Here is a 25055-nt window from a genome sequence, read left to right as displayed (position 1 = left end):
AATGAACGGACTGATGATGCAGCAGTCGCTGCTGATCTCCTCGCTGCTGACCCATGCGGAACGCCACCATGGCGAGCAGCTGATCGTCTCGCGCCGCGTTGAGGGCGACCTGCACCGCTACACCTTCCGCGACATGGCCGAGCGCGCCCGCCGCGGCGCCAACGCCCTGGCCGGCCTGGGCGTGCAAGCGGGTGACCGCGTGGGCACCGTGGCCTGGAACGGCTACCGCCACATGGAGCTGTACTACTCGGCCTCGGGCTCGGGCGCGGTGCTTCACACGCTGAACCCGCGCCTGCATCCCGAGCAGCTGGCCTGGATCGTCGGCCATGCCGAGGACAAGGTCCTGTGCTTCGACCTGACCTTTCTGCCGCTGATCGAAGCGGTGGCGGCCAAGCTGGCGTCGGTCAAGCACTTCGTGCTGATGACGGACCGTGCCCACATGCCGGCCGCATCGAAGATCGCCAACCTGCTCTGCTACGAGGAGCTGCTGGAAGCCGCCTCGCCCGACTACGACTGGCCCCAGCTCGACGAGCAGAGCGCGGCCTCGCTCTGCTACACCTCGGGCACGACCGGCAATCCAAAGGGCGCGCTCTACAGCCAGCGCTCCACCGTGCTGCACAGCTTCGCCGTGGCTCTGCCCGACGCGCTGAACTGCTCGGCCCGCGACGTGATCCTGCCGGTGGTGCCCATGTTCCACGTCAATGCCTGGGGCCTGCCCTATGCGGCCTGCCTGACCGGCTCGCGCCTGGTCTTCCCCGGCCCGGCCCTGGACGGCAAGAGCCTGCACGACTTGTTCGAAAGCGAGGGCGTGACCGTCTCGGCCGGCGTGCCCACGGTCTGGCAGGGCCTGCTGGCCCATATGGAAGCCCATGGCCTGAGCTTCTCCACGATGCGCCGCACCGTGATCGGCGGCTCGGCCTGCCCGCCTTCGATGATGAGCGCCTTCCAGCAGCGCTTTGGCGTGCAGGTGCTGCATGCCTGGGGCATGACCGAGATGAGCCCGCTGGGCACGGTCTGTCAGCTCAAGCGCCAGCATGAGGGCCTGGCACAGGCCGCGCAGGAAGCGGTGCAGGCCAAGCAGGGCCGCCCGGTGTTCGGCGTGGACATGAAGGTGGTCGGCGAAGACGGTGCCGAGCTGCCGCGCGACGGCCGCTCGGCCGGCGAACTGCTGGTGCGCGGTCCCTGGGTGATCCAGCGCTATTTCAAGGACGAAGGCGGCGACCCGCTGGTGTATGCGGACGGCCAGGGCTGGTTCCCCACCGGCGACGTGGCCACCCTCGATGCCGACGGCTTCATGCAGATCACCGACCGCAGCAAGGACGTGATCAAGAGCGGCGGCGAATGGATCGGCTCCATCGACCTGGAGAACATCGCCATGGCCCATCCGGCCGTGGCCATGGCCGCCTGCATTGGCGTGGCCCATCCCAAGTGGGACGAGCGCCCGCTGCTGGTGGTGGTGAAGAAGCCCGGCGCAGAGCTGACCGCTGATGCGCTCTTGCAGTTCTACGAAGGCAAGATCGCCAAGTGGTGGACGCCGGACGACGTGGTCTTCGTCGAGGCCATTCCGCTGGGTGCCACCGGCAAGATGCAGAAGAACAAGCTGCGCGAGCAGTTCGCCCGGCAGCTGAGCAACTGATCGATCTCAGGCCGGCGCCGTCAGGCTGCTGGCCGGGTCGATCAGGATCTTGGCGTGGCGGTTGGGATCCTTGAGCGCGGTGAAGGCCGCGTCCACGCCGGCCAGGCCGACCTCGCCGGTCAGCAACTGCTCGCAGCGCACCTTGCCATCGGCCATGGCATGAAGGGTGTCGCGGAACTCCAGCGGCGAATAGCCCAGCACGAAGCGCAGCTCGATCTCCTTGTTGATCGCCATGGCCGGCTCGATCTGGTCGGGCTGCATGCAGACGCCCACGACCACGATGCGCGTCATCTGCGGCGCGCCGTTGATGAGGTTCTGCAGCACGCCGGGCGCACCCACGCATTCGAAGACCACCGGACGCTTAGGAACAGCCCCCAGGGCCTCGGCCAGGCGCCAGGCCTGCCACCAGGGCACGGGCAGCCTGCCCAGCTGCTCGCGGGTCGTCATCGCCAGGTCCAGCAGGCCCGGCAGGTCGCCTATGCAGCCCCAGTCCTTCCAGTCCTTGAACGGCGAGTCCTCGCCCGGATTGAGCACCACGTCGGCACCGCAGGCCTTGGCCAGCGCGCGGCGGCCCGGCGCGAAGTCGCTGGCCACCACCGTCTTGACGCCCTTGGCCTTGAGCAGGCAGATGGTGGCCAGGCCCACCGGTCCGCAGCCGATCACCACGGCCACGTCGCTCTTCTTGAGCTCGCTGCGGCGTACCGCATGCCAGGCCACGGCCATGGGCTCGGTCAGCGCGGCCACGCGCGGATCCAGGCCGTTGGGAATGGCCAGCATCATCGAATCCTGCACCAGCATGCGTTCGGCGTAGGCGCCGCCGCAATGCTCGGACAGGCCCAGCGCCTCGATGCGCTCGCCGCGCCTCAGGAAAGGCAGGGCCACGACCGGCGTGCCCGGCTTCAGTTTCGGCTTCGTGCCGGGACCGTAGTCCAGCACCTCGGCGCTGAATTCGTGGCCGAACACCACGGCCTGGGCCGAGCTCTTCAGCGAGTGGTAGCCGCTGCGGCTCATGATCTGGCCCCAGTGGTCGCAATGCTGGCGCACATGCAGGTCCGAGCCGCAGATGCCGCAGCGCAGCACCTTGACCAGCACCTGGCCCGGCTCGGGAATCGGCTCCGGCAGCTCGCGCACTTCGAGCTGCTGGTTCTGGCAGACGACGGCTTTCATCAAGGCTCCTGGGGCAGGCGCTGCACGGCCGGTGGTACCCAGCGGCCTTCCAGCAACTCGGCCTTGGGGTCGTAGATGCGCAGCATCAGCTTGAAGCGGCCGCTCTTGGGTGCCGGCAGCCAGTTGGCAATGCCTTCGCTCGGGCGCTGCTGCTGGATCACCAGCTCCAGGCTGCCGTCCTTGCCGCGCTTGAGCGAATCACGGTCGCCGAGGGCAAAGCGGTTGATCTCGTTGGCGACGAAGAAGCTGGCTTCGTCGTACATCGTCAGCGACCAGAAGGCCCCCGCCGGCGGCAGCTGGCCCGGCGCAAAGCGCAGGCGATAGCGCTGGCCGGCGTCCAGGAATTCGCCGTCGGCATCCTTGGGCGTCACCGGATAGACCGCGTCGATGGCGCGGTTGGCACCGAAGCCGACCAGGCTGACGATGGCGCGCTGCAGGTAGCGGGTCTGGTAGTCGCCCAGGCCCAGCGGCATCAGCCAGCCGTTGTGGCGATTCAGCGAGCGGTCGATCAGGCCGTTCAGCACGCGTGCAGCGCCCTGGGCCAGGCTGCCCTGGGCCGTGTCGACCTGGGTACCGGCCGAGCGCTGCTCGAACACGGCCTGGGCCAGGCGGCGCGCGGCCTCCAGGCCTTCGCGCGTGTCGGCATCGAGGCTGGCGGGGTCGAAGGGCTGGCCGGCGCGGATGCCGAGCTTGTCCAGCAGGGCCACCGCTGGCGCGTCGGCAGCGGCCGGTGGGTTGTCCACCAGCGCGCGGGCCAGCAGCGAGTAGTAGCTCGCCACGTCGAGCATGGAGACCTGTCGCACGACGGCCGTCAGCGTGTCGACCTTGTCCGCTGCCGGAGCTACCGAGGGCGGCTCGGCGCCGGCGAGGGTGCGCAGCGAATACTGGTCCTGCAGCGCATGGACGGCGGCATAGTCCTGCGGACCCGAGGTCACCGTGCGGCCTATCAGCATCACGTAGCGGGTCGGCGCGTCTATGCGCGTCATGGAGGATGGCACTTCGCCCTTCCAGCCCGGGCCGACGATGGCGTAGTCGCGCGCAGCGCTGCCGTACTGGCGGGTACCCGGCGAGGCGAAGGCGTTGGTCCAGCTGTCCATCAGCTCCAGCAGCAGGTAGCGGCCGCTCATCTCGGGATGGTGCAACACCAGCGGCTCGGCACCCAGGTCCAGCCAGGCGATGGTGTAGAGCGTGTCGGCGTTGGGCGCGACCACGTCGCGGAAGTCCGCATCCGGGAAGGCGCGCACGTGGTTGAGCCGGTTGATCGGTCCGGCCCCTGGCTTGGGCTTGGCCAGCTGCCAGGCCCCGGGCGCGGTCTGCACGCTGCGGGTCAGCTCGGCCGTGACCAGCGGATAGGCGTAGACATAGGCCTGCCAGCCCCGCCACAGCGCCAGAAGCTTGGGGCCCTGCCAGGCCGCGAGCAGCACCAGGATCAGCAGCAGCGCTGTCAGCAGGCGCCGCGCGCCGGTCCGGGATCGGGTCATTCGAGTCCTTGGCAAGACGGGGGCTTGCAGGTGGCAATGATCAGCTGCGCAAAGCGCACGGCGTCGTCCTCCTGCAGGAAATGGCCACCGCGCAAGGTGCAATGCGGCTGCCCGGCGGCACCAGGGACGCGACGGCGGAACTCGCGGTCCAGCCCGCGGGTGATGGGGTCACCGTCGCTGTAGCAGCAGATGAAGGGCTTGTGCCACTGCTCCAGCACGCGCCAGGCGCGACCGTTGTCGTCGCTGCCGCGCGGGTTGAAGCCGAGCACCGGCACCAGCGAGGGATAGACCCGGGCAGCCACTGCATGGGCGGCATCCGGGAATGGCGCGTCATAGGCCGCCCGCTCGGCCCGGCTCAGCCGCCGGCGGGTGCCGCCTTGCACGATCCAGCCGATCGGGAACCAGGGGCTCCAGCGCGAGAAGGCCCGCCACAGCGGAAAGGCCCAGCCGATCTTCAGCTCATGCGTGGGCAGGCCGCCGTTGCCGAGCAGCACACGGTCGAAGCGCTCCGGGCATTCGGCCAGCAGGCGCAGCCCGATCAGCGAGCCCCAGTCCTGGCAGACCAGCGTGACGCCGCGCAGGTCCAGCGCCTCCAGCCACTCGCGCATCCAGGCCACCTGGCCTTCGTAGCTGTGAGCCTCGCGGCGCAGCGGCTTGTCGGACTTGCCGAAACCGACCAGGTCGGGCGCCAGCACGCGCAAGCCGGCGGCCGCCACCGGCGGAATCATGTGGCGGTACAGGTAAGACCAGGTCGGCTCGCCATGCAGCATCAGCACCGGCTTGCCATCGCGCGGGCCCTCGTCCACGTAATGGACGCGCGGGCCGGACTCCAGCGGCAGGTAGTTGGCCTGGAACGGATAGTCGGGCAGATCGGCGAAGCGCTCGTCGGGGGTACGCAGCAGTTCCATCAGGGGCGTCCGTATCAGGCCGACGGGGCGGCCTGCAGCAGATGGTCCTGGAACTGCTCGCGCAGCTTGTTCTTCTGCATCTTGCCGGTGGCGCCCAGCGGGATCGCGTCGACGAAGACCACGTCGTCCGGGGTCCACCACTTGGCGATCTTGCCTTCGTAGAACTGCAGCAAGGCCTCGCGGGTGACTTCGGCGCCGGGCTTCTTCACCACGATCAGGAGCGGGCGCTCGTCCCACTTGGGATGGCGGGCCGCCACGCAGGCCGCCATGGCCACGGCCGGATGGGCCATGGCGATGTTCTCCAGGTCGATGGAACCAATCCATTCGCCGCCGGACTTGATCACGTCCTTGGCGCGGTCGGTGATCTGCATGAAGCCGGCCGCGTCTATATGGGCCACGTCGCCGGTGGGGAACCAGCCGTCCACCAGCGGATTGCCGCCCTCGCCCTTCAGGTAGTCGCCGACCACCCAGGGGCCGCGCACCAGCAGCTCGCCGCTGGTCTTGCCGTCCCAGGCCAGTTCCTTGCCCTCTTCGTCCACCACCTTCATGTCTATGCCGAAGATGGCGCGGCCCTGCTTGGCCTGCACCGCATAGCGCTCTTCCTTGCTGTAGTCCAGCTGGCTGGGCTTGAAGGTGCAGACCGTGCCCAGCGGGCTCAGCTCGGTCATGCCCCAGGCATGCAGCACCTCGACCGCGTATTTCTCCTGGAAGGCGCGCATCATGGCCGGCGGGCAGGCCGAGCCGCCGATGATGGTGCGGCGCATGGTGCTGAAGCTCAGACCATTGGCTTCCACATGGGCCAGCAGACCCTGCCAGACCGTGGGCACGCCGGCCGAGACGGTCACGCGCTCGCTTTCGAACAGCTCATGCAGGCTCTTGCCATCGAGGCCCGGGCCCGGGAACACCAGCTTGGCGCCGGTCATGCAGGCGATGTACGGCAGGCCCCAGGCGTTGACGTGGAACATGGGCACCACCGGGAGGATCACCTCGCGGGCCGAGCAGTTCAGCGCATCGGGCAGCGCGGCCGCATAGGTGTGCAGAACGGTGGAGCGGTGGCTGTAGAGCACGCCCTTGGGATTGCCGGTCGTGCCGCTGGTGTAGCAGAGGCTGGAGGCGCGGTTCTCGTCGAAGCGGGGCCAGATGAAGCCGTCGTCCTGGCCTTCGATCAGCTCCTCGTAGCAAAGCAGATCGGGGATCTTGCTTTCCTTGGGCATGTGGGCCCGGTCCGTCATCAGCACGAAGTGCTTCACCTTCGTCAGCTTGGCGGCCACGGCCTCGACCAGGGGCAGGAAGGTCAGGTCGAAGCAAAGCACCTGGTCCTCGGCATGGGCGGCTATCCAGCACAGCTGCTCCGGATGCAGGCGCGGGTTCAGCGTGTGCAGCACGGCGCCCGAGCCGGACACGGCATAGTACAGCTCCATATGGCGGTCGGTGTTCCAGGCCAGGGTGCCGACGACATCGCCGTCCTGCACGCCCAGCTGGGCCAGGGCCTTGGCCAGGCGGCGCGAGCGCTGGGCCAGCTGCTTGTAGGTGGTGCGATGGATATCGCCCTCGCAGCGGCGGGTCACGATCTCCTGCTCGGCGTGGTGGCGCTCCGCATGGACCAGCAGCATGGAGATCAGCAGCGGCTGCTGCATCATTTGTCCGTTCATATCAGGCCACCTTGATGTGCTTGTCGTTGAGTAGGAAGTGCGACAGGGCCGGAATCAGCACCAGGGCGCCGACCATGTTCCACAGGAACATGAAGGTCAGCAGCACGCCCATGTCGGCTTGGAACTTGATCGGGCTGAAAGCCCAGGTGATGACGCCGGCCGCCAGCGTCACGCCGACCAGGGCGACGACCCGGCCGGTGAACAGCACGGCATCGCCATAGGCCTCGGAAAGCGTGAGGCCACGGCGCTGGCCGGCCAGCTGCACGCTCAGCAGGTAGAGCGCGTAGTCCACGCCAATGCCAACGCCCAGCGCGATCACCGGCAGCGTGGCCACCTTGACGCCAATGCCCAGCCAGACCATCAGGGCCTCGCACAGGATGGAGGTCAGTACCAGGGGCAGCACGGCCACGACGGTGGCGCGCCAGCTGCGGAAGGTCACCAGGCACAGCAGGATCACGGCCGCATAGACGTAGAGCAGCATGGTCGTGTTGGCCTGCTTCACGACGATATTGGTCGCGGCCTCGATGCCGGCGCCGCCGGCGGCGGGCAGCAGCTGCAGCTTGGCGGGATCCAGCTTGTTCTCGGCCGTCTTCTCGGCGATGAAGCGCTCGGTCGTGGCCAGCACCTGGGTCAGGGTCTCGGCCTTGTGGTCGGCCAGGAAGGCCACCAGCGGCATCACCGAGCATTCGGTGTTGAACATGTCGGGGTTGTTCACCGAAGCCTGCTGGGCGCCGTAGTTCAAGACGTCCTGGTTGCGGCTGATGGTCAGCCACTTGGGATTGCCCTCGAAGCTGCCGGCGGTGATCTGCCGAACCACGTCCTGCAGGCCCAGGGTCATGCGCACCTGGGGCAGCTGCTGCAGCTCCCAGGCCAGCTGGTCGACGGTGTCCAGGGTCTCGTACTTGAGGCAGCCCTCGGCAGGCGTCTTGACGATGACGGCGAACACGTCGCTGGACAGCGCGTAATGGCTGGTGACATAGGCGTTGTCCTGGTTGTAGCGCGAGTTCGGCCGCAGCTCGGGCGCGCCCGGGTCCAGGTCGCCGATCTGCAGGCGCTGGCTGACGACGAATCCGGCCACGCCCAGGGCCAGCGAGACGATGACCGTGGCCGCGGCCCAGCTGCGGCGTTCGGCGAAATGGTCGAGGAAGACCCACAGGCCGCGGTGACCGGCCAGCTGGCGCTGCTCGGTCTCCAGCGCCCGCCTGGCGGCGCGCGGGCTGACACCAACGAAGCTCAGCAGCACCGGCAGCAGCAGCAGATTGGTGAACACCAGCACGGCCACGCCGATGCTGGCGGTCATGGCCAGCTCGCGAATGACCGGGATCGGGATCAGCACCAGCACGGCAAAGCCCACGGCATCGGCCAGCAAGGCGGTGACGCCGGCCAGGAACAGGCGACGGAAGGTGTAGCGCGCCGCGACCAGGCGGTGGGTGCCGCGGGCAATGTCCTGCATGATGCCGTTCATCTTCTGGGCGCCATGGCTGACGCCGATGGCGAACACCAGGAAGGGCACCAGCATCGAATACGGATCCAGCTCCAGCTTGAAGATCGCCAGCAGGCCGATCTGCCAGACCACGGCCACCAGCGAGCAGGCCAGCACCAGGGCGGTGGAGCGCATGCAGCGGGTGTAGCCGAACAGCAGCAGCGCCGCGATGACGATGGCGACGCCGAAATACAGCGCCACCTGCAGGAGCCCGGCCAGCAAGTCGCCGACGATCTTGGCGAAGCCGATGATGCGCACCTTGAGGCCCTCGGCCTCGTACTTGGCACGCAGCGAATCCAGGTCCTTGGACAGCTGCCAGTAGTTCAGGCGCGAGCCGTCGGGCTGGCGCTCCAGCAGCGGCAGCACGATGGCGCTGCTCTTGAGGTCGTTGGCGATCAGGCTGCCGACCAGGTTGGCCCGGCCCGCGTTGAGCCGCAGCTTGGCGATGCTGTCGGCCGAGCCGTCGAAGCCGTCGGGCATGACCGGGCCGCCGTTGAAGCCCTCCTCGGTCACCTCGGTCCAGCGCACCGTGGGCAGCCACAGCGACTTGACCCAGGCGCGGTCCACGCCCGGCGTCAGGAACAGCTCGTCGTTGAGCCGCTTGAGCTTGTCCAGGTAGGCCGCCTCGTAGACCGAGCCGCCGGGGTTCTCGACCACGATGCGCAGCTGGTTGCCCATGCCGCGCAGCTCCTTGCGGTGCTGCAGGAAGTTCTGGATATAGGGATGACCGGTGGGGATCATCTTCTCGAAGCTGGCGTTCAGCGCCACCTTCGAACACATGAAGCCCAGGATCAGCGTGGCCAGCGCACACAGGAACAGCACGGTGCGGCGGCGGTTGAACACCGCGCGCTCCAGCCAGCTGCCGGAGTGGCGCGGGAAGTCCGCCAGGTCGCGCACGACCGGCATCTCGGAAGAAGTGGTGGAGATCGCCATGATTACGGGGTGGGCAAGGCCACGCTGCGCAGGCCGCGGGCACCGCCCAGCACCAGGCGGTCTGCCGTCAGGGCCAGGGTCGCCAGCGGCACGCCTTCAGGCAGGGCCACGCGCTGGAAGCTGGCGCCGCCATCGCGGCTGCGCACCAGGTTGCCGCCCTGGTCGGCCAGCCACAGGGCGCCGTCGCGGCTGCGGGTCGAGGCGGTGATGCTGGCCGCCAGGCCGGTGGTGACCGGGGTCCAGCTCTTGCCGCCATCGCGGCTCAGCCTGGCATTGCCGCGCATGCCGTGCGCCAGCAGGGCATCGCCGGCATCGAGCAGGCCGAAGAAGCTGCCCTTGTAGCCGGCGTCCAAGGTGACGAAGCGCTGCGACTTGGCGTCCAGCTTCATCAGCAGGCCGGCCTCGCCGGCGATGAAGAGGCTGCCGCCCTGCGCGCGGATCGCATAGAGGTTCAGCAGGCGCGGGTTGTCGGTGCGCTCGAACCAGGGGGTCCAGGTCTTGCCACCGTCGCGGGTCTGGAAGATCAGGTTGTAGGCGCCGACGACAAAGCCCTCGTCGCCGCTCGTGAAAAACAGGTCGAGGAAGGGCTTGTCCGGGCCGGCTGCCAGGTTGCGCTCGGCCTCGGCCAGCAGGGCCTCGCGTTCCTTGCCGGCTGGCAGCTTCTTGAGATGGTCCAGCAGCAGCTGGTTGGCGCGGCGGCCGTCGAGCAATTGCTGCCAGCTGGCGCCGCCGTCGCTGGAGCCCAGCACCACGCCGTCATGCCCCACGGCATAGCCGCGCTTGGCATCGACGAACTGCAGGGCCGTGAGGTCGGAGGACAGCGGCACGCGCGCCTGGGTCCAGTGCTGGCCCTGGTCATCGCTGTAGGCGATATGGCCTCGCTGGCCGGCCGCCACCAGGCGGTTCAGGCCGGCATGGTCGATGCCGTTGATCAGCCGCTGCTCCAGCAGCCGGCTCTCGCGGGCCGGTCGACCCAGGGGATCGGCCAGGCTGGCAAAGCACAGCGCAAACAGGCAGCAGGCGAGAAGAAGGTGTTGCTTCATGAGCAGAAGGTGGGGCGCGACCCGGACGAGAGAGAGGAGAGAGACAGCAAGAGACCGGGCCGCGCCCCGTAACAGGTGGGAGGGGAAGGCCTGCGCCCTCCCCTGGGCCGGTCAGCGAACGCCGGCGCCGGCCAGCGCTTCGGACGACCACTGGGCCGCGGGCAGCCCATCGATCAGCTTCACGCCGACGTTATAGGCACCCAGCATGCCGGAGACGTTGTAGCCACCGCCGACGAAGTCGTGGAACCACTGGGCGCTCGCCGCCGGAGCCGGATGCTCGTAGGCCGGCGTGACCGAGGCGAAGCCCGAGCGGAACAGCTGGCCACGGGCGTCGTACTGGTCGGAGGCGACGGCATACCAGCTGTCCTCGTCCAGATAGAAGGTCCGCTTGGCGTAGATGTGGCGCTTGCCTTCCTTCAGCGTGGCCTCGACCACCCAGACCCGGTGCAGCTCCCAGCGCACGTAGTCGGGATTCAGGTGGTTGGCCGTGGTCACCGCCATCGGCTCCTTGGCATAGGTCAGCTTGTAGCCGTTGTACGGAATCAGCATCTCGCGCTTGCCGACCAGCTTCCAGTCGTAGCGGTCCAGCGCGCCGTTGAAGATCCAGCCTTCGTCATAGGTCGAGGCGCCGGCCGAGCCCGGGTTGGGCGTGTCGTAGGCGATGTCCGGTGCGAGCTTGACGCGACGCTGACCCGGCAGGTACTGCCAGGCCTTGCGGCCGTTCTTCATCGGGTTGATGTAGTCCTGGGCCAGCAGGGCCTCGCCGGCGCGGCGGGCCGGCGCGACATAGGCGATCTTGGTGCGGAAATAGATGTCGGCTTCACCCGAGGCGCCGCTGCGCTTGGGGTCGTAGTACGGGTACTCGACGTTGATCTGGCCGGTCGTGGCCAGCACGGCCTTGCCCGAGGAGTCCACGTTGATCGAGTCGTACTGCGTGTAGTAGCCGTGGCCGCCGAAGCGCAGCAGGTGGTTCCACATCGCCTCGTTGCCGGTCTTGGGGATGGGGAACGGATAGCCGGCGTAGGTGCCTTCGATGCCCAGGCCACCGTCGTTGGTCTTGACCGAGGTGGCGTTCTTCTGGGTGTTGTCGACCACGTACTTGGGGTAGCCCACGCTGCGGTGCGTCGGGTAGACGTCGATGCGCATGCTGGGATAGCGCTTGAGCAGCTCCTTGGCGCCGGCGGTCAGCTTGCTCTCGTACTTGGCCACGTCGGCGGCCTTGATCGAGTACAGCGGCTTGTCGGCGGCGAACGGATCGGGGCGCACGCCCGTGCCCTTCTGGTAGGCGGCCGGGATGTCCTTGAGGCCGCCGGTGTAGTCGGGAATGCTCTTGTCGGCATTGCCGGCCATCTCGGCGCCGACCGCGGTCAGGCTGGTGCCCAGCTTCTTGGCTTCTTCGGCGCTGACGCCGGCCAGGGCCTGGGACGTGCCCAGGGCCAGCAGCGCGGCCGCGATCAGGGTTTGCTTGGGGTTCTTCATCGCTTGTCTCCGGGTTCTGGTCAGAACGTGGTCTTGAAGGTCAGCAGCGCATGGCCGCGGTCGGTCAGGGCCGAGGCCACGCCGTTGGGCACGTTCATGGCGCCGGTGGCCGTGGTGGTGTAGGAGCCGTAGAAGCCCACGTAACGCAGGGCCAGGCTGTACTTGCTCCGGATGTCGGCCGACACGCCGATCGAGAAGTTGCCGGCGTTCTTGTTGCCGCCCGACATCACGGCCGAGTTGCCCTTCAGGCCGCCGCTCCAGGCCATGGGCATGGAGATGTCGACGCTGGGGAAGACCTGGAACCAGGTCGGCGTGAAGTTGACGCCCATGCCCATGTAGTTCTTGGTCACGGCGTCGATGTTGGCCGCATTGCTGGTGTACGGAGCGCCGCCCTTGAAGGCGCCGGCGTTCTGGGTCACGCTGATCCAGCGGTTGAACACCATCTCGGCCGACCAGGAGGCCGCGTCGAACAGCGGCGTCTTGGCCATGGTGCCGATCAGGCTCAGCACGCCGTGAGCGGTGGTGCCGCGGGCGCCGGGGATGTCGCCGCTGTCCAGGGCCGTGGTCGGCACCTGGCCGGCGGCGGGGTTGACCAGCTTGGCCGGCAGCACGGTGACCGGCGCGCTGTTCAGCGGCATGTTCTTGCGGTAGCTCAGCTCGGCGCCGACGCTGATGCCGAACAGGCTCTTGGACAGGCTCAGGCCGTAGATGTCGATGTCGCGGCCGAAGAAGGCGCGGTACTGGCCGACCTGGCCGGCCAGGATCTGCGGCACGGTGGCGGCCGCCGGATTCACATAGCAGGTGGTGGCGGCCAGCGCGGTGAAGCCCAGCGCGCCGCAGGTGGCGGCCGGCACGGTGGCCACGGCGGGCGCCACGGTCAGCTGCGGCTGGATGTCGGAGGTGCGGCGCACATAGAGGCCGGCCGTGCCGTCCAGCCAGTCCGGGCTCCAGCGGGCCGACAGACCCCAGTCGCCGCTCTTCTTGGGCTTGCCGATCTCGCCCATCAGCATGCGCTGGTTGGGGCCGACGACCAGGGAGCTGCCGCCATTGAGCAGCGCGTCGTTGACGGTCAGGTAGCTGCCCGACTCGGGATAGCGGGCGCCTTCCCAGTCGAAGAAGGCCTGGGCGCCCAGCGTCAGCTCGGGCGTGGGGGTCAGCTGGGCCGTCACCGAATTGCGCGGACGGAACAGTTCCTTGGCTTCCACGCCTGGCGTCGCATAGCCCTTCCACAGGTCCAGCGCGTACTGGCCGTAGGAAATGCCGTGCAGGGCGCCGGCGCCGGTCAGGGCCTCACCCCAGTAGACCGTGTGGCGGCCGGCGCGCACCGACAGCGGCATGTCGCCGAGCTCGAAGTTGCCGAAGACGAAGGCATCCAGCAACTCGCCCGACGCGCCCTTGGCATAGCGGCTGGTCACGCTGGAGAGCGTGCCCGGCGCCGGCTGGCCGCCGACCAGGTTGTTGGCCGTGGCGGCAAAGCTGTTGTTCAGCTTGTTGTAGGCCGCATCGGTCCACAGCGCGCCACTGACGCGGAAGCCATAGCGCTTCTCGACCACCAGGTCCATCTCGCTCAGCAGGTCCAGGCGATTGGCGACCAGGCGGCCCTTGTTGAAGTTGCGGTCGCCGTCGTCGTAGTTCGGGTTGCCGAGGATGGCCGGGTCAGCCTTCTGCGTCCGCACGCCGAGGTTGTAGCGCAGCGTCGTATCCAGGCGCAACTGGGCATCGGGGGTTCCGAGGTCGAACTCGGCGGCCTGGGCGGCACCGCAAAGCAGCGCGCCGATGGCGAGCGCCGAAGCACTCAGTTGGAATTGGTTCCGGGGCACATTCGTCTCCTGTCGGTCGGTTCTTGTGGGAAGGGAAGAAATCGGTTCTCAGCTACTGGCGGTCAGGTCGCGCGGCGTGACGCAATGCAGGCTGCAATAGTCCAGGTAGCGCTGCAGCGCCGTGCGCCAGTTCTCAATGGCCATCACGCCACCCTGCTGATCAAAGAGCACGCGGTCGCCGACCGCGACGGCCAGCACCACCGTCGGCTCGTCCTCGCTCAGCACCTCGGCGCTGAGGCGGCTGCCGGCGGTCTGGAACACCACGCTGCCGGGACCGGCGATCCAGTCGTGCTCGGCAAACTTCCAGCGTCCGCTGACCGTGTAGAGGATGGCGTGACCGCCCTGCTGGTGCGGAGGCATGCGCGTGCCCGGCGCCAGCCGGACCAGGGCGATGACCTCGCCGCGCACCGGGTCGAGGCGGAAGTACTTGAGCTGCACACCTGGCAGCTGCGGCGACAGCACGAGCCAGGGCAGCGACTCGTCGTCGACGACCGCGGTCTGGACCTGCTGGTAGTACATGGCCACGCTCCGGTGACAAGGGTTGGACGGCTGGGGATCAGCCCTGCGAGGCAGTACCCGATCCCATGACGGCAATGGTCGCGACAGCCCCCTTGGCTGCACATATCCTGTGCCGCCACCTGTTGGTCAATTTCCGCCAACCCAGGGCCAACCCCGACCGTCGGCTGCAAGCCATCACAGGCTGCGCCACAGGGCATCAGGCCGGGGCCCGGCCCCCACGCTGATAGCGCGCCGGCGAGACGCCGACCACTCGCCTGAAAGCGCGGCTGAAGTTGGACACGCTGCTGAAGCCCAGCAGCAGGCCCACCTCGCTGGCGCTGGCGCCAGGCTCGGACAGCAGCTCGCAGGCGCGCTCGAAGCGGATCTTGTCGGCCAGGTGGCGGAAGCTGAGCCCCTCCTTCTTGAGCTGTCGGTCTATGGTCCGCGCTGACACGTTGACCCGTTGCGCCAGGCTGCTCAGCGTCAGCAGCAGGCCCTCCGACTCGCGCAGCATCATGCCGATGTAGTCCCCCCAGGAGATGCCCCCCAGGCCGGGCCGCTGGGCCAGGGCCGAGCAGCGCTGGTCGACCTCGCGTACCAGGCGCGGATCGGCCATGGCCAGCGGGCGGTCCAGCAGCTCGGGCGGCATGACGACGCGCACGCCAGGCGGCGCATCCTGCTCGAAGTGGAATCGCACCGGCGCCAGCGCCTGGTAGCGGGCCTTGTGCGGCGGCGCCGGCATGGGCAGGTAGACGTCGTAGGCCGGCACCTCGCCGCCCAGCATCAGCTGCACCTGGTTGTGGTGAGCCAGGGCCAGCGTCTCGTACAGGAAGTGCAAGGTCTCCAGCGGCATGTCGATCAGCGGCGTGTACAGGCTCACGCTGGCGGCCTGGGGGTCGGTGCGCCGGTACCTCAGGGCGAAGGCCTCGTTCATCAGGTGGTAGTGCCGGGCCACCAGCTTCATGGCCTCGTGCCAGCTGGCGCAGCTGAGCATGCCGTAGCCCAGCTGCTGGTGAGAGTTCATCTTGATCAGGCCGCCCAGCTGGAAGCCCAGGTCACCGCGGCCGGTGACACGGCGGGCGGTCGAGACCAGGGCGTCGAGCTCGGCAATGCCCAGCTTGGCGTCGGCGCGCTCGAAGCGGGCCGCTTCAAGGCCGGCCATCCTGAGCAGGCGGGCCACGTCGACGCACTGCTCGCGCAGCGCGTCGAGCATCAGGGCGAAGTAGCGAGCCGGGATGCGCCGGGTGGGACTGAGCATCGTTCGGTCCGAGAAGGACAATGCCGCGGCCAGTGTAGGACGCGGCAGCTTGGAAGGGGAGCGTGCAAGCACGCGCCGCAAAGGGATCAGCGGAAGGCGGTCAGGTCGCGCGGCGTCAAGCCGTGCTGCTCGCAATGGGCCAGGTAGCGCTGCAGGCCGGTCTTCCAGTTCTCGATGGCCAGCACCTGGTTGTCGGGCGTCATGAAGATCAGGTCGCCGACCACGATGTTCAGCACCTGGATATGGCCTTCCTCGCTGACCACCTGGGGCGTGTGGCTGGAGGCGGCCGTCTCGAACACGACGCTGCCGGGGCCGGCGATCCAGTCATGCTCCACATACTTCCAGCGGCCTTCGATGGTGTAGACGATGACGGTGCCCGAATGGTGGTGCTTGGGCAGCTGCTTGCCGGCCGGCGCCTTCATCAGCACGATCATCTCGCCGCGGATGGGGTCGAGCTTGAAGTACTTCAGGAACACGTCGTCCGCATAGGGCGTGAACGGCACCCAGGGCAGGGATTCGTCGGCGATCACGCTGGTTTCGACCTGGTCGCAGAACATGGCGGCAGTCTCCGTTCGGTGATGGGATGCCCAATGCTGAGCCCTGGGCTGGCGGCCGGACAGCTCCGGCCCGGACACTTGGCTGTCCACTTCGGACAACAAGGCCGTCACCAAGTCGTGCGCGACAGCCGACCCGGCCGGTGCTACCTTCGGTCCCTGGCTGTCTGCACTTCGAAGGATCGACGATGAAGCTTTCCAACGTTCGAGTAGGCCTGCGCATGGGCCTCGGATTCGGTGCCCTGCTGCTGATGATGCTGTTCATGGGCCTGTACGCGGTCAGCCGCGTCAACCAGGTCCAGGCCAACGTCACCGACCTCAGCGAGAACTGGCTGCCCAGCACCCAGCAACTGGGCGGCATCAATGAATCCCTGAACCAGATGCGCCGCGCCGAGCTGCAGATGCTGCTGGGCGGCGGCGCCAAGGCCATCGAGGATGAAGGCGCCCGGCTGGCCAAGCAGTGGCAGGTCTTGCCTCCCCTGCTCAAGTCCTATGGAGAAAGCCTCAGCAGCGAGGCCGAGCGCCAGCAGTTCAAGGAGTTCGCCAGCATCATCGACAGCTACAAGAGCTCGCAGAACAAGCTGGTCGACATGGTCAAGGCCGGCCAGCAGGAAGAGGCCCTGGCCTACCTGCGCGGCGAGTCGCGCAAGGTGTTCCGCTCCACCGCCGACGCCATCGGCAAGCTGACCGAGATCAATACCGCCGGCGCCAAGGCGGCCAAGGCCGATGCCGAGAGCAGCTACAAGTCGGTGCTCTGGGGCATCTGGCTGATGGTGGCCGTGGCCATGGGCCTGGGCGGCCTGGTCGCCTGGCTGATGACGCGCTCGCTGACCCAGCCGCTGCGTGAAGCGGCCGACGCCGCCGACCGCATTGCCGGCGGCGACCTCAGTGCCGACGTGCAGAGCGCCCGCGGCGACGAACTGGGCGACCTGCTGCGCTGCCTGGCCCGCATGCAGGAAGCGCTCAATGCCTCGGTCAGCACGGTGCGCTACAGCGCCGACTACATCGCCGAGGCCAGCCGCGAGGTCTCCAGCGGCAGTGCCGACCTGTCGGCCCGCACCGAGCAGGCCGCCTCCAACCTCGAGGAAACCTCGGCTGCGATGCAGCAGCTGACCGAGAGCGCCCGCAACAGCGCCGCCTCGGCCCTGGAAGCCAGCCGCCTGGCCGCCACGGCCTCCACCGTGGCCGAGCAAGGCGGCAGCATGGTGGCCAAGGTGGTCAGCACCATGGACGGCATCCAGCAGTCCTCGCGCAAGATCAGCGACATCATCGGCGTGATCGACGGCATCGCCTTCCAGACCAATATCCTGGCGCTGAACGCCGCCGTCGAGGCGGCCCGGGCTGGCGAACAGGGCCGCGGCTTTGCCGTCGTGGCCGGCGAAGTGCGCACCCTGGCGCAGCGCAGCGCCCAGGCGGCACGCGAGATCAAGGCGCTGATCTCCAGCTCGGTCGAACAGGTCGAGGCCGGCAACCGCCAGGTGGCCGACGCCGGCTCCACCATGGGCGAGGTGGTCGACTCGGTGCGCCGCGTGACCCAACTGATTGCCGAGATCGCCAACGCGGTGCAGAACCAGACCGGCAGCCTCAGCGAGGTCAACACCGCTGTCACCCAGCTCGACGGCATGACGCAGCAGAACGCCGCCCTGGTCGAGGAATCGGCGGCCGCTTCGGAGTCGCTGCGCGAGCAGGCCAGCAAGCTGGCCGAGGTGGTGGCGCGGTTCCGGCTGAAGTCGGTCTGAGCTAGGGTGTGAGCCCGTAACGCTGGGCCAGGCGGGCCAGTTCGCCGCTGGCCCGCAGCTCGGCCATGCCTCGGTCCAGCCGTTCGACCCAGCGCTTGCTGTCGGGGCGGTCGCGGGCAAAGCCGATCACCAGCGGCAGGGTCTGCTCCAGACAGCCGGCCTCGCGCAGCTGCTCGGCGGGCAGGCCCAGCTCGCGGCTGAGGTGGCGCAGCACGGCCTGGTGCTCGACGATCAGGTCCACCCGGCCGCGCTGCAGCTTGGCCAGCATGTTGCGGCCGGCGTTCTCGCCATAGCTCAAGTCCAGCTGCGCACGATCGGCGCGGCCCAGCCAGCGGTCGAAATCGGCGCCGTCATAGCCATAGTCGGCAATGGCGGCCAGGCGCCTGTCCTTCAGCGACTCCAGCCCCGCATAGCGCCAGGTCTTGCCAGCCAGCTGGTAGAAGCAGGCACGCGACCGCAGCACGGGCTGGCTCAGTCTCAGACGGTGATCCAGGGCCGGTGCATAGATGCCGTCGATGCGGCCCGCCAAGGTATCCACCATGGCCCGGTTCAGGGGCATCAGCCGCGGCTTGAGCACCACCTCGGGCAGCGCGCGCTGAACTGCCTCGACCAGCAGGCCACCGCCCAGCTCGCGCCCGCGAGCACAGATGAAGGGGCACCAGTCGTCCGAGGCCAGGCTCAGCGTCTGCGGGCCGGCCAGGGCCGCTTGGCCCGGCAGCCACAGCATCAGGGGCAGCAGGAACCGGCCAAGCATCCGGGTCATGCGGCCAGCCGGTTTCAGCTGAACAAGCGTCGCGCCGCGGCCGAGCCGGCCGCCAGGTCGCGCGAGGCCAGGGCGCGGTACAGCGTGCCCAGCTCCTGGTCGATGGCGGCGAAGGCGTGCAGGTTGAGCACCTGGCCGCGGTCGTCGCAGATGTCGGCCTCGATGTCGCGCGACAGGCCGCGGGCCGCTTCCTGCCAGGCCGCAAAGGGCTCCTGGCCTTCGGCCGTCTGCGGCACGTCCAGCGCCAGCGTCAGCTCGCGCAGCGAGGAGGCCTGGGGATCTTCGGCCAGCGCGGCCTGCGATTCGAAGCTCAGGGTCAGCACCGGCGGCGCGCCCTCCTCGTCCGAAGGCAGGACCAGGCGGCCGGGAATCGCACCCGGCACGAAGCCCTGGCGCAGCGCCAGCTGCTGGACGAAGCCCAGGGTCCAGGCGGCACTGCGGGCCTTGAGCAGCACAGCCAGCTGCGCATCATGGGCACTGGCGAACTGATCCAATTCGCGGGCGCGAGCCACGACCTCCAGCATGTCCGGGAAGTCCACCGAGGCATTGATGCCGTCGGCGAAGGCCTGGACCTTCTGGACGAACTCGGAATACTCGATCTCGTTCAGCGCGCCGCTGCGGTTGGCCAGCTGCAGGCCGGCCTGGAATTCGCTGTAGCGCTGCAAGGGCTGCGGCAGTTCCCAGTCGCCGGATTCGGCATTGAGGCCTTCGATGTGGAAGGGCTTGGTGCCGGCGCGCCGGCTGGGCGGCATCGAGGCCGCAGCCATCTCGCCACTGACCGGGGCATCCAGGCTCAGCGTGGCGATCACGTCGATCAGCGCGTCGATGCGGGCCGAGGGCTTGCGCGGTGCCAGGCGGGCGGCTGAGGGCGCGGTCGAGTCCAGTTCCTCGGCCACGGCGGCGCGGGCCTCGCCCAGGCTGGGCTCCTGGCGTTCGTCGCCCAGCTGGGGTTCGGCCGCCGGTTCGGCGCGGCGCGGGCCGGCCTTGCGGGCGCTCCAAGCGCCATGAGCGACGACACCGGCCAGCAACAGGCCGCCGAGGATGGCAAGCAATGCGGTAAGGGTCATGCGAATCCTTCCGCAGGGCCGCCCCAAGGAAGGATTGCGCCCCCTCGGGGGGCAGCGAGCGAAGTAAGCGTGGGGGTTGTCATGCTTCAGCCATGCTGAGTGCGGCTTCCATATCCACCGCGACGATGCGCGAGACGCCCTGCTCCTGCATGGTCACGCCTATCAGCTGTCTGGCCATTTCCATTGCGATCTTGTTGTGCGAGATGAAGAGGAACTGGGTGACGGCGCTCATCTCCGACACCAGCTTGGCATAGCGCTCGGTATTGGCGTCGTCCAGCGGCGCATCCACCTCGTCCAGCAGGCAGAACGGCGCCGGGTTGAGCTGGAAGATCGCGAACACCAGGGCGATGGCGGTGAGCGCCTTCTCGCCGCCCGAGAGCAGGTGGATGGTCGAGTTCTTCTTGCCGGGCGGCTGCGCCATCACCTGCACGCCGGCGTCGAGGATCTCGTCGCCGGTCATCATCAGCCTGGCCTGGCCGCCGCCGAACAGGCTGGGGAACATGCGGCCGAAATGCTCGTTGACCTGGTTGAAGGTCGTGCCCAGCAGGTCGCGGGTCTCCAGGTCGATCTTGTGGATCGCATCCTCCAGCGTCTTCATGGCCGAGGTCAGGTCGGCGTTCTGCGCATCGAGGAAGGTCTTGCGTTCGCGGGCCGCGGTCAGCTCGTCCAGTGCGGCCAGGTTGACCGCACCCAGCGCCGCGATCTCGCGGTTGATGCGGTCGATCTCGCCCTGCAGGCCGTAGAGCTTGACCGCGCCTTCTTCGATGGTCTTGGCGAGCTCCTCGAGATTGACGTTGGCTGCGGTCAGCTGCTCCATGTACTGGGCGCCGCCCAGCATGGCGGCCTGCTCTTCCAGCTGCAGCTTGGTGATGCGCTCGCGCAGCGGGTCCAGGCTGCGCTCGAATTCCAGGCGCTGCTCGTCGGCCTTGCGCAGGCGCAGGCTGAGGTCGTCGTAATTGCTGCGGACCGCGGCCAGGGCCTGTTCGCGCTCCAGCTTCAGCGCTAGCGCGTCCTGCAGGCCGGCTTGCGCGGCGGCATCGTTCAGCGTGGTGAGCTCGGTCTGCAGGCTTTCGCTGGAGGCCTGGTTCTGCTGGACCTGGGCCTGGGCGGTTTCGATGGAGCGCTGCAGCTCGCCGCGGCGCGAGGCCAGGGCACGGGCGCTGAACTGCGCCTCCTGCGAACGGCGCTCCAGCGCGCGCAGCTGTTCGCGAGCTTCGCCCAGCTTGCGCTCGGCATTGATCACGCCCTCTTCCAGCTCGGCGTGCTTCTCTTGCGTGTTGGCCAGCTGCAGGTCCAGTTCCTCGAATCGGGCTTCGCCGGTCATGCGGCGCTCCTGCAGCTCCTCGGCCTGGGCATCGATCTCGGCCAGCTCCTCTTCGAGCTGGGTGCGGCGCGTGCTGGCGGCTTCGGCCTGCTGGCTCAGGCGCAGCAATTCCACATGCAGCTGATGGGCGCGGGTCTGGGCCTCGCTGGCCTCGCGGCGCACGCCGGCCAGGCGCTGGCTTGCTTCGGTGTAGGCGGCGTCGGCGCGGACCACGCGGCTGCGGGCGTCTTCGGTGATCAGGCCCTGGGCGCGCAGCTCGCGCTCCAGGTTCTCGATCTCCTGGGCGCGGGCCAGCAGGCCGGCCTGCTCGGAATCGGGCGCATAGAAGGCCACGGCGAACTGGCTGACCGCATGGCCCTCGCGGGTCATGATGACCTCGCCGTGGGTCAGCTTGTCGCGGGCGGCCAGGGCCTCGTCCAGCGTGGCGGCGGTGTAGACGCCTTCCAGCCAGTCGTTCAGCAGCGCTTTCAGGCCGCCGTCGTTCAGGCGCAGCAACTCGGAGAGGCGCGGCAGCGTCTGGTGGGTGTTGACGATGCCGGGTTGCGGCGGCGAATAGAAGGCCAGGCGGGCCGGCGGCGCATCGGCCGCGAAGGCGCGGACTATGTCCAGGCGGCCGACTTCCAGCGCTCCCATGCGCTCGCGCAGCGCGGCTTCGAGGGCGTTCTCCCAGCCGGTCTCGATATGCAGCTTGGTCCACAGGCCGGCCAGGCCTTCGAGCCCATGCTTGGCCAGCCAGGGCTTGAGCTTGCCCTCGGTCTGGACCTTTTCCTGCAGCGCGCGCAGCGCTTCGAGGCGGGCCGAAAGCTCGGACTGGCGGGCGATCTGGCTGTTGGCGTCAAGCTGCGCAGCGGCACGGGCCTCGTCCAGCGCCGGCACCTGCTCGGACAGCTCATGCAGACGGGCATCCATCAGCTCGCGCTGTTCGTCGGCGGCTTCGCTCTGGGCCTTGAGTTCGGCCAGCTTGTCCTGGTCGGGCACGGCCAGGCCGGCACGCTCGGTCGCAAGGCGCTCGCGGCGGGTGCGCAAGGTGCGCGACTGTTCGTCGATGTTGCGGCTGTCGGCGGCCAGCACCTGGATCTGCTGCTGGACTTGCGTCACGTGGACCCGCTGCTCGTTGGCGCGGCCCTGGGCGGCACGCAGCAGGTCTTCGCTGTTCGGCAGGTTGAGCGACTGCTCCTCGGCCTGGGCGGCGAGGACCTCGCTCTGCTCCTCGGCCATGGCGATCTGGGCGGCGATGCTTTCCAGCTCGTCGTTCGCCTCGGCGCAGCGCTGCTGCCATTGCTCGTTCTGGGCATTCAGCTCGGCCAGGCGTTGCTCGACGCGGTTGCGGCCCTCGACCACGTAGCGGATGCGTTCCTCCAGCCGGCTCACTTCCAGCTGGGCTTCAGCGAAGCGCCCCTGCGAGGCATGCAGCTCGTCGCCGGCGGCGTAATGGGCCTGGCGCACCGTCTCCAGCTCGGCCTCGACATGGCGCAGCTCGGCCGTGCGGGCCTCCAGCGCATTGACCGCTTCCAGCTGGGCCGTCTTGACGCGCGCTTCCTCGCCCGCGGCATCGCGGTGCTTGAGGAACCACAGCTGGTGCAGCTTGAGCGTGCCCTGGTCCTGCAGCGAACGGTAGCTGGCGGCGACCTCGGCCTGGCGCTCCAGCTTGTCGAGGTTGTTGTTCAGCTCGCGCAGGATGTCCTCGACCCGGGTCAGGTTCTCGCGCGTGTCCTTGAGCCGGTTCTCGGTCTCGCGGCGGCGTTCCTTGTACTTGGAGACCCCGGCGGCCTCCTCGAGGAACATGCGCAGTTCCTCAGGCTTGGATTCGATGATGCGGCTGATCGTGCCCTGGCCGATGATGGCGTAGGCGCGTGGACCCAGGCCGGTGCCAAGGAACACGTCCTGCACGTCGCGGCGCCGCACCGGCTGGTTGTTGATGAAGTAGCTGGAGGTGCCGTCGCGGGTCAGCACGCGCTTGACCGCGATCTCGGTGAACTGGTTCCACTGGCCGCCGGCCCGGGCGTCTTCATTGCTGAACACCAGCTCCACGCTGGCGCGGCTGGCCGGCTTGCGGTTGCCCGAGCCGTTGAAGATCACGTCCTGCATGGACTCGCCGCGCAGCTCGCTGGCCTTGCTCTCGCCCAGCACCCAGCGCACGGCGTCCATGATGTTGGACTTGCCGCAGCCGTTCGGTCCGACCACGCCGACCAGCTGACCCGGCAGCTGGAAATTGGTCGGGTCGGCAAAGGACTTGAAGCCCGAGAGCTTGATCGAGTTCAGGCGCATGGCTTGAGGAATCCGACTTCTAAGCCGTTGATTTATCGAAAGAAAAGCCCCTCGGCGGGGCTTTGTCTCGGGGCCGGATGATACCATCGGCCCCTCCCCGAAATTGCGTTGCGCCTGGCCCTCGGACAGGCGTGCGCCCGCATGGAACAGAACATGGCCAAGACCGCCCCCGCTGCCGCCAAGAAGCCGGCTGCCAAGACCGCTGCCAAGCGCCCGAACAAGGCCTCGAACAAGGCCGCGCCCAAGATGCGGGAGATGCCGCCCAACCCGCCTTCGCGCCCCAGCAAGGAAATCCACGCCTTCCCCAACCCGGCCCCCGAGCGCGACTACGTGATCCAGTTCCAGGTGCCCGAGTTCACCTGCCACTGCCCGCTGACCGGCCAGCCCGACTTCGCCCACTTCACCATCGACATGATCGCGGACCAGTACTGCGTCGAGCTGAAGAGCCTGAAGATGTACTTCTGGAGCTATCGCGACGAAGGCGCTTTCCACGAGAAAGTGACCAACACCATCCTCGAGGACATCGTGAAGGTCACCGACCCGCGCTTCATCCGCATCACCGCCAAGTGGTACGTGCGCGGCGGCATCTACACCAATGTGGTGGTCGAGCATCGCAAGAAGGGCTGGAAGCCCCAACCGCGCGTGGATCTGCCTTCGCACTCGTTCGAGTCCGGCCTGCTGCGCTGATCCCAGCTTGGCCTTCGCCTTTGACCCCAGCACCCAGGCCCGCGCGGTCGAGGTGCGCCGCAGCCGCATCGACGGCTATGGGGTGTTCGCCGCCGAGGCCATTCCGGCCGAGGCGCTGATAGGCTGGCTCACCGGCGAGGCCATCACCGTGGCCGAAGCCCGGCGCCGTGCCGAAGGTCGCCAGCGGCTGATGCTGGTCGAGCTGTCGAACAGCCGCGCCATCGATGCCACGCGCTCGGCCGACGCCATGCGCTTCACCAACCATGGCTGCCAGCCCAATGCGCGGCTGCGGGTCGAGGACGGCGAGATCGCCATCCTGGCCCTGCGCGGTATCGCCTCGGGCGAAGAGATCACCGTGGACTACGGCAGCAGCCACCATGAAGGCAGGCTGGCCTGCCGCTGCGGCGCGGCCGGCTGCGCGGGCTGGCTCTGAACTGGCTCAGCGCTTCATCACCGGGTTGCGCCGCCAGTCCTCGTACTTCTCGTCCACCAGGCGCAGGCTGTTGAGCCCGGCCAGGTGGCGCTTGAGCATGGCGTCGAACTCGGCCAGCCGGTGCAGGCAGGCGCTGCGGCGCGACCAGCCCACGTAGTTCAGCGCCTCGGCCGCGAAAGGCTTGAGCGCCTTGTACTTGGCCTCATTGCCGCTGGAGATCAGGTGCGAGAGCGCCGGGTAATGCGGCGAGATGAAATAGTCGATGCGGCCGGCGTCCAGCTTCAGGAAGTTCTCCTTGATGCCGGGGCCGATCTCGACGTTGAGGTTCTGCTCTATGAACTCGTCCAGCCCGTCGCCGAAGCGGGTGCCGTGCGTGGCACCGCCGCGCAGGCCGCGCAAGTCTTCGCGCTTGGTGAACCTGAGCTCCTGCCCCACGCGAACGAAGACCGAGGTCGGGTTGGTGAAGATCGGCGTCTCGGCATAGACCAGGAACTGCTCGCGCTCGGCATTGCGCTTGAGCTCGGTGATGATGTCCACCTCGCCGAACCTGGCGGTCTGCAGCACCCGGACGAAGGGGCCCACATAGCGCAGCTCATAGGGCAGCTTGATAGCCTGCAGCACCGAGAGCACCACGTCGACGCTGGCACCGCGCAGCGCCTCGCCGTCGTACCAGGCATAGGGCGGGAACTCCGGATCGGCCGTGACCACGACCTTGTTGCAAGCCGGCTGCCCTTGGGCCGCGCAGCCCGGCGCCAAGCCTGCAGCCAGGGCGATCACAAGCAGGATCTGGTGGATGCGCATCGAGTCCTCCCCCAGGCCGGCATCCGGCCAAGACATCGTGGACGCTCCCCTATCATGGCGG

The 25055-nt window shown here is 68.3% G+C and carries 19 protein-coding genes; 4 read left to right on the top strand and 15 right to left on the bottom strand.

Annotation, left to right across the window (positions count from 1 at the left end; translation table 11 throughout):
* Position 1: 1 nt before the first annotated feature.
* Entirely contained in the window at positions 2 to 1636 is a 1635-nt protein-coding gene (locus QT382_RS03095; RefSeq protein ID WP_289252579.1) for a 3-(methylthio)propionyl-CoA ligase, read from the top strand.
* 6 nt (positions 1637 to 1642) lie between these two features.
* Here QT382_RS03095 and QT382_RS03090 read toward each other — a convergent pair whose 3' ends face one another.
* The 11 genes from QT382_RS03090 to QT382_RS03040 all read right to left on the bottom strand — a co-directional run bounded on the left by QT382_RS03090 (position 1643) and on the right by QT382_RS03040 (position 15915).
* The gene (locus tag QT382_RS03090; protein ID WP_289252578.1) at positions 1643 to 2803 is read right to left on the bottom strand and encodes a zinc-binding dehydrogenase; all 1161 of its coding nucleotides are present in this window, start codon (positions 2801 to 2803) and stop codon (positions 1643 to 1645) included.
* Positions 2803 to 4284, bottom strand: coding sequence for a DUF1254 domain-containing protein (locus QT382_RS03085; protein ID WP_289252577.1), 1482 nt, complete (start codon positions 4282 to 4284; stop codon positions 2803 to 2805). The genes QT382_RS03090 and QT382_RS03085 overlap by 1 nt, the downstream gene beginning before the upstream one ends.
* Complete coding sequence (locus tag QT382_RS03080; RefSeq protein WP_289252576.1) at positions 4281 to 5192, bottom strand: haloalkane dehalogenase; 912 nt, start codon at positions 5190 to 5192, stop codon at positions 4281 to 4283. Before QT382_RS03080 ends, QT382_RS03085 begins: the two co-directional genes overlap by 4 nt.
* Before the next feature lie 14 nt (positions 5193 to 5206).
* Complete coding sequence (locus tag QT382_RS03075; RefSeq protein WP_289252575.1) at positions 5207 to 6844, bottom strand: 3-(methylthio)propionyl-CoA ligase; 1638 nt, start codon at positions 6842 to 6844, stop codon at positions 5207 to 5209.
* Between the two features lies 1 nt (position 6845).
* Entirely contained in the window at positions 6846 to 9260 is a 2415-nt protein-coding gene (locus QT382_RS03070) for an efflux RND transporter permease subunit (protein ID WP_289252574.1), read from the bottom strand.
* 2 nt (positions 9261 to 9262) lie between these two features.
* Positions 9263 to 10303, bottom strand: a complete 1041-nt coding sequence (locus QT382_RS03065) for a WD40/YVTN/BNR-like repeat-containing protein (RefSeq protein ID WP_289252573.1) — start codon at positions 10301 to 10303, stop codon at positions 9263 to 9265.
* Positions 10304 to 10414: 111 nt separating this feature from the next.
* Entirely contained in the window at positions 10415 to 11782 is a 1368-nt protein-coding gene (locus QT382_RS03060) for a DUF1329 domain-containing protein (RefSeq protein ID WP_289252572.1), read from the bottom strand.
* A 20-nt stretch (positions 11783 to 11802) separates the two neighbouring features.
* Complete coding sequence (locus QT382_RS03055) at positions 11803 to 13602, bottom strand: DUF1302 domain-containing protein (protein WP_289252571.1); 1800 nt, start codon at positions 13600 to 13602, stop codon at positions 11803 to 11805.
* Positions 13603 to 13650: 48 nt separating this feature from the next.
* Positions 13651 to 14121, bottom strand: a complete 471-nt coding sequence (locus QT382_RS03050; protein WP_289252570.1) for a 2,4'-dihydroxyacetophenone dioxygenase family protein — start codon at positions 14119 to 14121, stop codon at positions 13651 to 13653.
* 196 nt (positions 14122 to 14317) lie between these two features.
* The gene (locus tag QT382_RS03045) at positions 14318 to 15358 is read right to left on the bottom strand and encodes a helix-turn-helix domain-containing protein (RefSeq protein WP_289252569.1); all 1041 of its coding nucleotides are present in this window, start codon (positions 15356 to 15358) and stop codon (positions 14318 to 14320) included.
* An 86-nt stretch (positions 15359 to 15444) separates the two neighbouring features.
* A complete protein-coding gene (locus tag QT382_RS03040; RefSeq protein WP_289252568.1) occupies positions 15445 to 15915 on the bottom strand; it encodes a 2,4'-dihydroxyacetophenone dioxygenase family protein in 471 nt (156 codons plus the stop codon).
* A gap of 185 nt (positions 15916 to 16100) precedes the next feature.
* Here QT382_RS03040 and QT382_RS03035 point away from each other — a divergent pair, with 185 nt between their 5' ends.
* Complete coding sequence (locus QT382_RS03035; RefSeq protein WP_289252567.1) at positions 16101 to 17651, top strand: methyl-accepting chemotaxis protein; 1551 nt, start codon at positions 16101 to 16103, stop codon at positions 17649 to 17651.
* A gap of 1 nt (position 17652) precedes the next feature.
* Here QT382_RS03035 and QT382_RS03030 read toward each other — a convergent pair whose 3' ends face one another.
* The 3 genes from QT382_RS03030 to smc form a co-directional block, all read right to left on the bottom strand.
* Complete coding sequence (locus QT382_RS03030; protein WP_289252566.1) at positions 17653 to 18414, bottom strand: substrate-binding periplasmic protein; 762 nt, start codon at positions 18412 to 18414, stop codon at positions 17653 to 17655.
* Between the two features lie 14 nt (positions 18415 to 18428).
* Positions 18429 to 19481, bottom strand: coding sequence for a cell division protein FtsZ (locus QT382_RS03025; RefSeq protein ID WP_289252565.1), 1053 nt, complete (start codon positions 19479 to 19481; stop codon positions 18429 to 18431).
* Between the two features lie 79 nt (positions 19482 to 19560).
* Positions 19561 to 23073: a chromosome segregation protein SMC gene (smc, locus tag QT382_RS03020; RefSeq protein WP_289252564.1), complete on the bottom strand. Its 3513-nt coding sequence runs from the start codon at positions 23071 to 23073 to the stop codon at positions 19561 to 19563.
* 255 nt (positions 23074 to 23328) lie between these two features.
* On the opposite strand from smc, the gene queF reads away from it, so the two are divergent.
* Together queF and QT382_RS03010 are read left to right on the top strand one after the other, a co-directional pair.
* The gene (gene queF, locus QT382_RS03015; RefSeq protein ID WP_289254676.1) at positions 23329 to 23760 is read left to right on the top strand and encodes a preQ(1) synthase; all 432 of its coding nucleotides are present in this window, start codon (positions 23329 to 23331) and stop codon (positions 23758 to 23760) included.
* Positions 23761 to 23767: 7 nt separating this feature from the next.
* A complete protein-coding gene (locus tag QT382_RS03010; protein ID WP_289252563.1) occupies positions 23768 to 24193 on the top strand; it encodes an SET domain-containing protein in 426 nt (141 codons plus the stop codon).
* Between the two features lie 6 nt (positions 24194 to 24199).
* Here QT382_RS03010 and QT382_RS03005 read toward each other — a convergent pair whose 3' ends face one another.
* Complete coding sequence (locus QT382_RS03005) at positions 24200 to 25030, bottom strand: substrate-binding periplasmic protein (protein WP_289252562.1); 831 nt, start codon at positions 25028 to 25030, stop codon at positions 24200 to 24202.
* Positions 25031 to 25055: the final 25 nt, after the last annotated feature.

It is taken from the genome of Pelomonas sp. SE-A7, assembly GCF_030345705.1.
Classification (GTDB): domain Bacteria; phylum Pseudomonadota; class Gammaproteobacteria; order Burkholderiales; family Burkholderiaceae_C; genus JAUASW01.
This window is presented reverse-complemented; position numbering and strand designations above follow the sequence as displayed.